This is a genomic window from Streptomyces sp. adm13(2018) (assembly GCF_008042145.1).
Lineage (GTDB): Bacteria > Actinomycetota > Actinomycetes > Streptomycetales > Streptomycetaceae > Streptomyces.
In genome coordinates, this window is the sequence record NZ_RDBH01000141.1 from 1,262,397 (window position 1) to 1,275,618 (window position 13,222).

The window sequence follows — 13,222 nt, forward strand, 5'->3', positions numbered from 1 at the left end:
CCGAGGGATTCTGTTGTGAACATAGTTCACGCGTGATGGCTCGGATCGGGACTACGTGGAGCGCCGCTCGAAGCGATCGAGTCGTCCGAGGAGCGCCGCGGTCCTGGCGTGCCGGGGATCCGTGCGTGGCAGGACGCGCTGCTGGTCGGCGTCCAAGCCGGTCAGCTGGGCCTGAGCGCTCTCGATCTGGCCCCCGCGGGCGGTGAGCGCGGCGATCTCGTACCGGGTGTCGAAGACGGCCCGGTCCATCGGCCCGAAGACATGTTGCTGGACGGGGAGCAGTGCCTCGTACTCGTGCCGCGCCTCAGGAGTGCGGCCGAGTTCCGAGAGGCATCGGGCTGCGCCCGCGCGACACGCAAGGACATCCCGGTCTGTTGCCGGACGGTGCTGACGCAGGGCGCCCCCGAGGCTGAAGAACACCTCGTACGCGGTCGTGAACTCCTCGGACTCGATCAGCAGCGCGGCGTAGGTGAGACGCAAGGGCAGCACCTCGGTGTCGTCGAGCCGTCGGCGCGTACCGCAGAGGTGTTTCTCCAGGAGGGCCGCGGCGGCGACATGCTCCCCCCGCGCCGCCAGCGCGCGGACCTCTTCGGAGAGGGACGCCGCCGACTGTGCGCCTTCCGCACCCGACGCGGACCGCGTCTGCGAGCTCGCGGGGGCGGGGCGGTCTGCCGACGGCGTGCGCGGGCCGGGGATCGTCTGTGGCTCCAGCCAGGTGCGAGCCACTTCCCGTACTTCCCGTACCGAGGGGCGATCCGCGGGGTCCTTGGCGAGCAGTCGCATGACGAGGTCGGCGAACTCGGACGGCAGGTCCGCTCGGTGCTCGGTGACGGGAGCGGGCTTGTCGTGCATGTGTTTGAGGAGCAGGGCGAGCGGCACGCCACCCTGCAACTCGAAAGGCGGCTTCCCCGCCAGGATCTCGTACAGCACGCAGCCGAGGGCGTACAGGTCACTCCGTGCGGTTGCCGGCTTGCCCAGTCCCTGTTCGGGCGAGATGAACCCCGGCGTACCGAGGAGATCGTTCGTCCCGGTGAGCCGTGGCGCGTCGGGATCGTCCTGCCGGGCGGCGGCGATGCCGAAATCGAGAACCTTCAGCGTCCCCTTGTCTGTCAGCATCAGATTCGACGGCTTCAGGTCACGATGGATGACAGGGATCTGATGTGCTTCGGCGAGCACCTCCACCGTCTGCACCGCGACGCTCGCGGCCAGCGTCACCGGGAACGGGCCGTGCTCCTTGAGGCGGTCGGCCAGGGTCTGGCCATGGACGAGTTCCATGGCGATGTACAGAGCGTCACTCTCGTGCCTGCCCGTGTCGTGGATCACGGGTACACCCGGGTGCCCGAGGCGGGCAAGGAGGTCCGCTTCCTGCTCGAAGCGCCGCTCCAGTCGGCTACTGCCTCCGCCGGTGCCGTCCAGGCGCAGCAGCTTCACCGCGACGAGCCGATTGAGCCGGAGGTCCTTCGCCTCCCAGACTTCGCCCATGCCTCCCCGGCCGATGCGTCGGATCAGCTCGAAGCGTTCCTGGATGACTCGTCTCACACGCTCCCCCGGCCCCTGAATTGCGTTTGCCCCCGCTGGGTGCTCAGCATCCTCTCACCGCACCAGGGCGACGGAACGATCGTGCGTCGGAATCCGTCACACCGGATACGGTCCCTGGGGCAGGACGAAGGGGCGCCGCGGATCCTCGGGGCCGAAACTGCGCAGTGTGGCGGGCCCGGCGGCCGGGGTGGGCAGCCAGGGGCCCAGGGTGCCGTACACGTCGGCTGCCGATTCCGGCCGTTCCGTGCGCTCCTTCGCGAGCAGGGCGAAAAGCAAGGCCTGGAGCTCGTTCGGCACCTCCACTCCGTACTCGCCGAGAGCCGGCGGGGCCTCGTACAGGTGCCCGCTGACGACGGCCAGAGGGGACGTGGAGGGGAACGGCGGCATACCCGAGAGTAGATGGTGCAGCAGGCAGCCGACGCTGTAGAGGTCGCTGCGGGCGTCGAGTGGTGCGCCGTTCCCGGAGATCAGCTCGGGGGAGGCGTACAGGAGATTTCCCGGATGCTCGCCCGTGGCTGTCAGTCGCGAGCCGTCATCCACCACCAGCTTCACCAGGCCGAAGTCCAGGACCTTCACCACGCCGTCGCGGCGGATCATGACATTCTCCGGCTTGAGGTCCCGATGGATGAGGCCGGCGGCGTGTGCCACCGAGAGACCCGCGCAGATCTGCGCGCATACGGCCGCCGCCGAGGCCACGTCGAGGCGCTCGCGTTCATCCAGGACCATGCCGAGGGTCGCACCGTCCACGAGCTGCATCACGAGCCAGTGGAGCTCGCCCGTCATGGCGGCGTCGTAGACGGTCGCCACGTTTGCGCTGTCGAGTGCGGCAGCGGCCTTGGCCTCCCGCTCGAAGCGTCTACGGAACCGGTCGAGGTCTTCCTCGCTCGTGAGATCGTCCGTGGTGACCGTCTTGACGGCGACAGGGCGCTCCAGGTGAAGATCGTGTCCCTGCCACACGCGCCCCATGCTCCCGCGGCCGAGTGGACGGTCCAGCCGGTAGCGATTGCCGACTACGGTGCCATGGCCGATGGCGCGCATGACCCTTCCTTCCCGAGCCCAGGTCGTGGGGTGTGTGGGGCGATCGTACGGGGGCAAAGGCTTGGTGAATGAGCGGTGCGCACCTGTGAACAAAGTCAACGGGCGTAGTAGCCTGACGGTGGGGTGCGTGGGTGGTGGCCTGTTTTCGTGCTCCGGAGTGCCGATGATCCGGCTTTGAACCGTATATACGCTGGGAGACCGGATGACCTCATCACGCGCTGTGCCAGTGACCTTGGCCGAAATCGCGCGACTCGCGGGGGTGGGGCGCGCTGCTGTGAGTAACTGGCGGCGGCGGCACGAGTCGTTTCCCACGCGGATCGGTGGCACGGACGGGAGCCCGCAGTTCTCCTTGACCGAGATCGAGGCATGGCTGCGGGACAACAACAAGCTGAGGAAGTCCGCAGGTCGCGACTGGCTGTGGCCGCAGTTCGAGGCACTGGGTAACCGCGACGAGACGGGGCTTGCGATCGCGGCCGCCGGATGGTTGCTGAGCGGACGCGGTACGGGCAAGGGCGCCGAGTACCCCTCCGAACTTCCGGCCGCGGCACGGAAACTGGTTGCGGAGACACTGGAGCTCGGACGGAGCGAGGGCCCTAGCGAGACCTTCGAGTTTCTGCTGCGGCGCTGGCTCGACGTACATGTGCGCCAGATCAGCACGACTCCCGAACCGCTGGCCGCGATCATGGCCGACCTCGCTCTACGCTTCCGGGTCAGGCAGGGTGACGGGACGGACAACGGCCTGGTCACGGTCCTCGACCCCGCCTGCGGCACCGGACATCTGCTGGTCGCAGCCGCGGGACACCCCGGGGTGGTTCCGCTCGGCTGCGACAAGGACCCGGTGCTCGCAGCCCTTGCGGACGCTCGCCTCGCGCTCGCATCGCCCTCGGCACAGGGAGCGCCGAACCCCGAGGTCAGAAGCGGCGACTCCCTCCGTGCCGACCCCTTCGCGGGCACTCGTGCGGACGTGGTGCTCTGCAACCCTCCGTTCAACGAACGTGACTGGGGCTACGAAGAACTGGCCACGGATGCTCGATGGGCACACGGAATGCCGCCACGCACCGAGCCTGAACTCGCCTGGGTCCAGCACTGTCTCTCCCAGTTGCGCCCTGGAGGGGTTGCCGTCCTGCTCCTCCCGCCGGCCGTGGCGAACCGCAGAGCGGGACGCAGAATCCGAGGATCACTTCTTCGTACGGGGGCGCTCCGGGCCGTTGTGGCGCTGCCGCCCGGGTGTGCGGCGCCACACAGCGTCTCGCTGCAGCTCTGGGTGCTGCGACTGCCCACGGCCGGAGCCGAACCGCAGGGCCCCGGTGAGCTGCTCCTCGCCGATGGCGCCGCGCGCTTCCCCCGAGCCTCGGCAAGGGACTCCGGGCCGGACTGGGAGGCACTCGGCTCCTTCGTCCGAGCCGCTGTTGACGCCGCGGGGAGCGTCGCGACGGACAGCGGGGCAGCCGCCCGGCCGGAGTACGTCAGCAGCGTGCCCGTCATCGATCTGCTCGACGACGAGGTCGACCTCACACCCGGCCGTCATGTGGCTTCGGGGGCCTTGGGTTCCGCTCCTCCGCTCGGCGAATCCTGGAACGAATTCAGCGGACTGGTCTCCGATCTCGGTGTCACGGGCGGGCGCCTGGCAGCGCTGACTCTGTCGGACGCTGAGGAAGGCGCCCAGCCCACGACAACCGTGGGCGAGCTCGCCCGGGCCGGCGCGCTCACACTCAGGGCAGGCCAGCAGCCGACGAGCGGAACGGTGATCGACAGTCGGCCGGACGAGGGCGGGGTAGCGCTGCTCACCATCCCCGACCTGCTTCTCGACGGTGAGCCCGGCAGCTGGCTGAGCCATTCGGATGCCGAGGTGGAGGGAGCGGTCATCGTGGAGCGGGGGGATGTCGTGGTCGCGGGTGTGGCCAGGGCGTTCTCCGCTTGGGTGCATCAAGGCGACGCCATGGCGCTCGGGCCCCAGCTGCACGCGCTGCGCGTGCACCCGGAAAAGCTCGACGCCTGGTTCCTCGCCGGGTCGCTGCGGGCACCTGCCAATGCCCGGCAGGCGGGTACACACGCGTCGAGCTCCTCACGAGTCGATGTGCGCAGGTTGCAAGTGCGCCAGGTCTCGTTGGAAGAACAGCAGGTCTACAGCGAGGCGTTCAAGCAGGTGGTCTCGTTCGAGAGGCTCGTCACGCGGCTGAGTTCCCTCGGTGTCGGTCTCGTGCGTGGCCTCAGCGATGAGCTGGCGGCGGGGCGGTTGTCGCGTAAGGCGTGACGAAGCTGCTGGCCCGCGCGGCAGCGAGGGAGTGTCGGTGTAGGCGGGCGCAGGCCGGGTGCGGCCGGCACGCTACTCCTGAGGGATGTCGGGCCCGGCGAGCCGTTCGGTGAGATCGAGGTCGACCTCGCGCCGCACCTCCTCCACTTGCGCGGCCAGCGGCGCAGGCAGCCCTGCCGCCAGGTACCCCGCCTCCTCGACCACCCTGATCGCCGCCTCGATCTCGCCGAACGCGAGACGGCATTCGGCGACGCGGAGTCGCAGAACGGTCTGATCGGCCCGCTCCCGCGGCCCCTCACCGCGGGCCAGATCGTCGGCGATGGACTCGTAGAGATGCGCCGCGCCGCCACAGTCGCCGGCGATCCGCAGCCCATCGGCGGCCAGGTCCCAGACCCGGCGGACAAGGGGGCGCCGGGCGCCCCACTCCTGCCGGGCCCGGGGGGCGAGCTGTGCAAGGCGTCGCACGGCCTCGTCCGGGTCACCCTCCTGAATCTCCTGCTCGGCCGCATCGCAGAGCCGCTCGACGGCACGTACGTCCAGCCATTCGTCGTCTGCTTCGAAGACGGTCGGAACGGGCTGAGGAGTCGTCGCCGATGGCCCATCGCCCGGTTGGTTCTTCGGAAGACGAAACGGGGCCGTGGGGTCGTAGCGCAGCCGGGGGCGCGGTTCAGGTGAGCCAGGACGAGGTGTCAACGGGCTCAGGACATTGAGTACTTCGTCGATTGCAGGCCGCTGCTCGGGATCCTTGGCCAACATGCGGAGCAGCAGATCGTCGAGGGCATCGGGGATTCCGGCCGCGTAAGTGCTCGGCGGCAGTGGATCCTTGTGCAGATGCTGCTCGATCAGCCCCTTCTCCTCGCCGAGGATGAAGGGGGCGCGGCCTGCGAACAGTTCGTAGCAGACGCAGCCGAAGGAGTAGATGTCCGTGCGCGTGGTGGGCTCTCTCTCCAAGATCTGTTCGGGAGCCTGGTAACCGCGGCTTCCGAGCGTCGAGCCGTGCCTCGTGTAGTGAGTGACGCCGACGCCGATCGGCTTCGCGATGCCGAAGTCGAGGAGGACGACAACCCCTTCGTCGGAGACCATGATGTTGTGGGGCTTCAGATCCCGGTGTACGACGGGCAGTGTGTGCGCGCAGGCCAGGGCGTCCGCTGCCTGCGCGGCGACGGCGGTGGCCACGGTCAGGGCGAGCGGGCCGTTCTCCGCGAGGAACTTGTGAAGGGTCACCCCGGGGACCAGGCGCATGGCGAGATACGGCATGCCGTCGTGCGAGCCCCGGTCGTACAGCTCGGGGATCCCCTGGTGGGCCAACTGGGCGAGGAGGTTCGCCTCGCGGCGGAACCGGGCGCGGAGCATGTCGAGTTCGGCCAGCCGCTCGTGAGTGTCGAGCTGATGGAGGTCCTCGGTGTCCGGACGGAGAAACTTGACCGCGGCATCCCGCCCGGTCCGAAGGTCATGGGCGCGCCAGACCTGGGCCATGCCGCCCTTGCCGATCGCGGCGACGAGCCTGAAGCGCCCGCCGACGGTCTGTCCTGTCCGGATCTCCTGTGAGCCCATGTCCACCGTTGCGCCCCTCCGTACGCCTGCACTGCCTGGCGCACGCCAGCGTAGCGTGAAGTCGACCAATGATGGTCCGTGTGTGGACTTAGTTCACAGCTCCATGTCATGCTGGTGACGTGCTCAGGGCCTTGATGTGGCCGAGTGCATCCTGTCCGCGCTGCCCTCAGCAGGGGGAACCATGGAGAATCCGCCCGGGACCATCGGCCCCGGCTGGTTGATCAAGGTGAGCTCCAGGACGGCCCGTCCTGATCCCGGGGCCTGTCCGACCCATCTGCGCACCGCTGTCAGGCCATTGGTCGCCGCCGAACCGCCGGCGCCGTTCCGGCGGGCACCGCGTGAGGACTTCGCGCCCGGTCCGCTGTTCGCGGCCCTCGATCTGTGGGAGCAGGACGGCTGGCCGATCGGGCGGGTGCTCGATGAACTGCGCGGTATTCGCGGCGCCTTCCGTGGCCGAAGTGCGCCTGCGCATCCCTCCTTGATGGCCTGGACTGTTCAGGCGTTCGAGCGGTATGCAGCGGCCCGCGGTGAGGAGCAGGCCGCCGCGCGAGCGGCGGGTCTCCCGCCGACCGTACCCGTGCGGCTGGGATGGACGGCGCGTTCCAAGAAGAAGGACGCTCCGGACGCGCGCGGGGGTCAGCAGTACGAGCACACGGCATGGGGTCGCCAGTACGCTTCGGCGGACGGCTTCGTACGGGACCTGTGGATCCCCAGTCTCGGCCGGGCCAAGGCGGACCGGGCCGCTGCGGAGAAGGCGGCCATCGCGCATGTGATGGCCAACGGCGCGCCGACTCCGCGTCGCCGTCGTGGAGACACGCCGCCGAAGGATGCCACCGCCAATACGCGGCTGCCCGAGAGAGTGCGCGTCTTCGACTTCGGCTGTGCCGACGGCAGTGTCACCCCGCTGCTCGACTGGCACCGCACCGAAGTCCAGAACCGGTTCATGGCCGATGCGGCGCCCGCGTTCGTCGCCGCTGCGACCGGTGCCGGCACCCGGCCGGGCGCGAGCTGCGTCGACTGCAAGGCCATCAGCGGGTGCGCCGCACTGCACCGGACTCCGAGGCTTTGGGGCGCTGCTTCCACGGCGCCCATGCGCGGTCGCCGGTCCGTCTCGGCCTGGGACCTGCGTCTGCACGGCGAGTGCCCGGCCCAGTACCACCTGGTGCGGCAGTTGCATCTGAACGACCTGTCAGCGGAGAACGACGGCGCTCGCCGAGGCCGGGCCGTGGACACCTGGCTCAATCAGCGACACGCGGATCGTCCGGTACGAGGATGCCGCGACCTGCCGATCCCCGACGCCTCTTCGCTGCCCGCCGCCCACCCTCTGGAGGGCCCGCTCGCGCACGTGGCCGTGCGGATGCTGACGGAACATCGCGTGCTGTGCCCCTTGAACGGGATCGGGTCGAACGAACAGGTGCTGGTTCAGCACCGGGTGACCGCGTACGTACCCGAGCTCGACGTCGTCGTCTTGGCCGTACCAGACCTGCTCTACACCCGGCGAGGAGACTGGATCTGGCGGGAGACGAAGACCGCGTCCAGCCCTGTGTGGGAAGGCCGTTCACTGCTGCGGTCCTATCCCCAGCTCGCGCTGGCGGTGCTGCTGTTCTCGGCGGGCGCCCTGGATGCTGATCCGCGACGTTCCTGGGTGGAGTTCGAGCACCTGAGGGAGGGGCGCGGGGAGAGCCGTCTAGAGCGTATCGACCCCAGTCAACCGGTGGTTGTCGCCGAAGCCAGGGAGATCATTGCCGATCTCGCACAGCCTCTTCTGGACGACGCCTCGTACGAGCCCACGACCGGTCGACACTGCCACGGCTGCCAGGCGCGTACGTGGTGCAAGCCGGGCACCGCGTACGTCGCCGAGCACCCGCAAGGCGTCGGCCGCCACCCGGACGCCGCCGAGGCCGACCACTTCGCCGACCGGGGGAGCATTCATGCCTGAGCAGCCGCCGGTGCCGGATTGGCTCCTGCACCGCGATGTGGTGCTCCTGCGTGCGGTCGCCACTGCCGTCGTTCGCCTGGACGGGGTCACTCGTCTCGACTCGTTCTCGCTTCCCTACCCGGCTGAGGCACAGCGGGCCCTCGACGGGCTGGTGCTGGCGTGCCTTCTCAGTGGGGCACGGCCACCCTCGGGGATTCCGGAGCTGATGCGCTGGTGCCGGGCAAGACCACTGGGCAGCTGGCCCCTCGACCGGCTTCCCGAGGGGCTGTTCGCCGCCGAGGACCGTCTGATCGACGAGGACTCGGGACGGCCGACCCAGCTCTGCGACGAGCTCGCCGTCAAGATGCTCGGAGACAGCGCCGGACGCCAGTACGACAGGGTCGTCATCCAGGAGGCCATGCGTGCCTGTCGCGATGCCTCGTCCCCCGAGTCGTACACCGCCTTCCGTCGACTGCTGGTCACCCGCCCCGTTCTGACCGAGTCGGACTGGCTCGACATCGGCGCCGACCTCTATCTCGATCCGGTGAGGTTTCTCATCGACGAGATCTACGGCCCCGTGCCGGCCGGATCTCGCCGGGACGGCCTCCACCTCACGTGCGGGAGGTGTCTGACGTTGCTCACCCCGGTGGCCGGAGGCGGCTGGTGGTGTGAACGCGACCAGTGCCGGTTTCAGGGAGTCCCGCCCCACGGTCGAGTCCTGCCAGCCGCCGATGTGGGGGACATTCGGCAACTCCGCAGACCGCTGCGCCAGTTCGTTACAGGACCCGGACGGGCCGAGGCCGATCTGGAACAGGAACTTCGAGGCCTCGGGCTCGCCGTGGAGATGTGGCCGGGCTTCGACGCGTACGACCTCCGGGTCACCTTCCCCGACGGTCATGTGTGGGCGATCGACGTGAAGGACTGGGCGCATCCGGGCCTTCTGGGCAGGTCGGCCAAGGCCGTGCGACCCGACCCGCCCTACGACGAAGCCTGCTGGGTCGTGCCGCGCTTCCGGGTGCGGACACGGCGCGACTACCTGGATGTATTCGCACGAGAGCGTGCCCCGCAGGCCGGTGGCCTCAGGCTGCTGTCGGACGACGAGCTGGTGAGGACCGCTCGCGCTCGACTTCGCGGCGAGCGCGGGGCCACCGCACGGATCACGCCGCAGATCACGGAAACGAATGGAGCGAAGGATGCGTGACCGCAGCAGCTGGTACAAGCAGCTTGCCCGCGATCTGAGCCCCTGGCCCGAGGAGCACGCCGCCACGAAGCCCGCGATGCTCTGCCAGGTCGAACTGGGACTGCGCCTCCTTGAGAACCTTCAACCCGGGCGCGACGCCGCCGGAGTATGGGTACTCCTCGGCGGGTACCCCTTCGCCCAGGCCGCCGGGCTCGTCACCGGCCCCGACGACCGCGTGGCGCTGACCGCTGCGCGCCACCTGCTGTGGCCGATGCGGCGGCGGCGGATGTGGGAGCAGAGCCTGGAGGCGTACCTGGAGCTGCCGGAGCGGCTGCGGGCCTACCGGGTTCCGCCGGGCGGCGGCCCGGCCCGCAGGGTGATCCCGCCAGCGGCTTCCCACCGTTTCGCCGTGTACGACGCTGCGCTCGGCAGCTTGCCCGAGTTCTCCACGAACCCGCTTCCGCAGGCCGAGGCGGGCACCTACCGGTTCATGGACCGGCGCAGGTATTCCTCTGTCACGGTGCCGGCGGAGCTTGTGCTGGAACCGGCACCAGGACACGATCTCCGCGCCGGGAGACCCGGGCCGTCCGGCCCGATCGAGATTCCGCTCACCGAACTCGCAGCAACCGCCGAGTGGATGGATGAGGAGGAGCGCCGACGCACTCTCGCACCGGGCAACTGGGCGAATCGGCTGGACAGATTGGAGCTCGATACCCGTACTGCCGGGGGGGTGGAGTTCGCGAAGGCCGACGCGCTTCCGCTCGATCAGCTGACTCATCTCGTCGGCATGGTCGGGGCCGGGAAGTCGACGCTCATGACGCTGATCGCCGTATGGGCTTACCACCGTAAGCTGCGCATCACGCTGGTTGTAGGTGACGTCGCCGAACAGCTCACGCTGACCGAGTTGTTCCGTGGCTTCGGGCTCCGGGCCGCGCTCGTGCAGGGCGGCACCACCCGTCAACAGCACACCCAGCGCCTCCACCGTCGGATGGCCGCACGGGGCAAGCACTCCCTGCTTGCTCACACCGACCGGGCCTTCGCTCACCTCAGCACGGCCTGCCCCCTGGATGCGTTGCGTGGTCTGGAGGCGCCCGAGCCGCTTCGCCATGCCGACGCACCCTGTGGCGCACTGCATCCCGCACATCAGCGGACGGCGGTGCCGGAAGAGGCCGCCGCCGCGCGGGCGACCCGGGAGCTGGAGCGAGCTCGTGGCCTACGGCCCCATGACCGAGGCACTGAGACGCCGGAGGACGAGGAGCTGCGAGACCCCCATGCCTGCCCGGTCTGGAGCGCCTGCCCCCGTCACTCGGCGGCACGCGATCTCGTGGACGCGCTCATCTGGGTGGCCAACCCGGCGAGCCTCGTGCAGACGGCGGTGCCCAGGCAGCTCAACGCGGAGCGCCTGCGCTATATGGAGCTCGCCTGTCTGCGGAGCGACATCATGATCGTGGACGAGGCCGACCGGGTTCAGATGCAGCTCGACCAGATGTTCGCCCCCTCGGCCACCCTGGTCACCACAGGACCGGAATCCTGGCTTGATCAACTACAGACACACGAGATCGCGGAGCTGGCGCGACAGGGCCGGCTGCAACTGTCGGACAGGGACGTCGAACGATGGTCCGCGGCACTCGACGTGGTCGGCTCCGCTGCCGACCGGCTGTACGCCATGCTCATCGGGGACGAGCGCCTGCGGGACTGGGTTCAGATCGACTACTTCAGTGCCTGGACCCTTCAGGAGAAGCTGCTCCACGCCTGGTACCCGCTCCACAGAGCACCCTCGGATGGGGACTTCGAAGCCGATCAAGGCATCGAGGACGAGGACGAACTCTTCGAGGACGAAGAGGGTCTCGGCTCGCGCACGGCCGAAGCCGAGTCCGCCGCCGACGAACCATGGGCGGCCCGCCGTGACGAGGTGACCAAGCTGTTCGATGTCTTCCGCGACGATCCCCTCGGCGATCGCGGACCTCATGGAACGGTCGCGGACGGCCTGGCCCACCTTGCCCACGACCTCCTGCACACCCTCAACGAGAAGCTCACACGCAGGCGGGTGCGTGTACTCCTCGACCGCCTCCTTGAGGGGGCTCCGACGCCGGCTCAGCGTTCCATGCCGCGGCCCCCGGAAGGAAGGACTCCCGACCCTGAGCAGATCCCCTTCAGCGAGGAGTGGCTCGAGCTCAACGCGTTGAGACTGGAATTCACGCTCGTTCTGGCGGCCCTCCACCAGCGCCTGGACCGTGTGACCTTCCTTTGGCCCCAGGTGGAAGCGGCGCTCCGGCTCGACGCGGGCGGGCACGAACTCACCAGACGCCCGCCTCTCGACTACGCTCCCCTCCTGCCCGAGGCGCCGATGGGCAACGTGCTCGGCTTCCAGTACCTGCTGGACGAGCGGGGACGCGCCCCCGACCGTGAGGGACGTCGCACGGGCACGCTGCGCTTCTTCCGGTGCGCCGGCGTAGGCCGCGAGCTGCTGTTGTCTCTGCCCCAACTCGGCGCCGATCCCGGACGGCACAGGTCTGGCCCCCACGTTCTGCTGATGTCCGGCACCAGCTGGGCGGGCACATCGACCCGCGCCCATGTCCTCGCACCCGTCCAGGCGGTGCTCAAGCCCCAGCCGCAGGCGCTGGACTCCATCCGCAGGACAGTGTTCCGAACCGAGTTCCTGTACGACGACGCCGGGCAGCCGATTCGCCTCTCGGGGCAGGACCCCGAGAAGCGCCCCGACGTCCTGCGGCTTCTCGTCCACAAGCTTGCTCGCCCGGGCCGGGATGGCAGCCCCAGTCCCCTCCAGCACGAACTCGCTCAGATCGCCGACGAGCGTCGGCGGCGGGCACTCCTGCTCGTCGGGAGCTACCGGGAAGCATCGTCGACGGCCGATCTTCTGGACGAGATCCCCAGGTGGCGTGGCCGGGTGCGCGTGCTCGCTGCTGACGATGCCGAACTCGATGCCGCCATCAACGGCGAGGTCCCAGCCGGAACCCCGGCCACCGGGGCCGGAGCGGTGCGCCGCGGAGATCTGGCGTCCTTCGCCGACGACCCTGAAGCCGAACTCCTCGTGGCGCCCCTCCTCGCTGTCGAGCGAGGCCACAACATTCTGACGGTCCCACAACGGCCGGGCGAGGAACGAGTCGCCGCATTCGGAACGGTGTTCTTCCTGGTTCGCCCGCACCCGCGTCCGGACGACCTTTCCCTCGCGGTTTTCGCGATCAACGACTGGGCCACCCGCTTCGTTCGTGACCAACCGGGCCTTGCCCAGGGCACCTTCAGCGAGCTGGTGGGCAAGGCGGACGATCTCGATGAAGCGGGGGGCGCCTTCCGGACGACCGCGCGCGGAGTGTGGCGACATCTGCTGTCGCGGCCCTACATCTACTCGATGCTGTCCGACGCCGAGAAGAGGTCCTTCGCCTGGGACCAACTGGTCACCATTTGGCAGGTCATCGGGCGACTGGTGCGTGGCGGTGTACCCGCTCGGGTCGTCTTCGTCGACGCGGCCTTCGCGCCCCGGCTCGCCGCGTCACGAGCCCGCGCGACGTCATCAGGCCGCCGCCCGCGATGGCACAAGGATCCCGGGCTCCTCGTAGCGCTGCGCGGTGTGCTGGCTCCCTACTTCAGCGCGGACCGTGCCCACCAGGTGTTCCCTGACCCTGCTGACCCCTCGCTGGTCAGGCTGCTCTATCGCCCGTTGTACGAGGCGTTGTGCGGCATCGAAACCGACTGCTGAACCGAATCCCCGACCCCGAAG

Annotated in this window: 7 protein-coding genes; 4 read left to right on the forward strand and 3 right to left on the reverse strand. The window is 69.2% G+C overall.

What is annotated here, in order from left to right; genetic code table 11:
- Nucleotides 1–51 precede the first annotated feature (51 nt).
- Together EAO70_RS33790 and EAO70_RS33795 are read right to left on the reverse strand one after the other, a co-directional pair.
- The gene (locus EAO70_RS33790) at nt 52–1,539 is read right to left on the reverse strand and encodes a serine/threonine-protein kinase (RefSeq protein ID WP_055600054.1); all 1,488 of its coding nucleotides are present in this window, start codon (nt 1,537–1,539) and stop codon (nt 52–54) included.
- Nucleotides 1,540–1,635: 96 nt separating this feature from the next.
- The gene (locus tag EAO70_RS33795) at nt 1,636–2,577 is read right to left on the reverse strand and encodes a serine/threonine-protein kinase (RefSeq protein WP_148006532.1); all 942 of its coding nucleotides are present in this window, start codon (nt 2,575–2,577) and stop codon (nt 1,636–1,638) included.
- A gap of 202 nt (nt 2,578–2,779) precedes the next feature.
- Between EAO70_RS33795 and EAO70_RS33800 the strand changes: the two genes are divergently transcribed.
- Entirely contained in the window at nt 2,780–4,831 is a 2,052-nt protein-coding gene (locus EAO70_RS33800; protein WP_055600053.1) for an N-6 DNA methylase, read from the forward strand.
- A 72-nt stretch (nt 4,832–4,903) separates the two neighbouring features.
- Here EAO70_RS33800 and EAO70_RS33805 read toward each other — a convergent pair whose 3' ends face one another.
- Nucleotides 4,904–6,385 (reverse strand): serine/threonine-protein kinase, encoded by a 1,482-nt coding sequence (locus EAO70_RS33805; RefSeq protein ID WP_055600071.1) that lies wholly within the window; start codon nt 6,383–6,385, stop codon nt 4,904–4,906.
- A 181-nt stretch (nt 6,386–6,566) separates the two neighbouring features.
- Between EAO70_RS33805 and EAO70_RS33810 the strand changes: the two genes are divergently transcribed.
- Genes EAO70_RS33810 through EAO70_RS33820 form a run of 3 tightly spaced genes read left to right on the forward strand, consistent with a single transcriptional unit; the run spans nt 6,567 to nt 13,201 of the window.
- Complete coding sequence (locus tag EAO70_RS33810) at nt 6,567–8,324, forward strand: PD-(D/E)XK nuclease family protein (RefSeq protein ID WP_261993159.1); 1,758 nt, start codon at nt 6,567–6,569, stop codon at nt 8,322–8,324.
- Nucleotides 8,317–9,504 carry an HU-CCDC81 and SPOR domain-containing protein gene (locus tag EAO70_RS33815; RefSeq protein ID WP_055600070.1) on the forward strand — a complete coding sequence of 396 codons (1,188 nt, stop codon included), beginning with the start codon at nt 8,317–8,319 and terminating at the stop codon, nt 9,502–9,504. Before EAO70_RS33810 ends, EAO70_RS33815 begins: the two co-directional genes overlap by 8 nt.
- The gene (locus tag EAO70_RS33820) at nt 9,497–13,201 is read left to right on the forward strand and encodes a hypothetical protein (RefSeq protein WP_055600052.1); all 3,705 of its coding nucleotides are present in this window, start codon (nt 9,497–9,499) and stop codon (nt 13,199–13,201) included. Before EAO70_RS33815 ends, EAO70_RS33820 begins: the two co-directional genes overlap by 8 nt.
- The last annotated feature ends 21 nt before the right edge of the window (nt 13,202–13,222 follow it).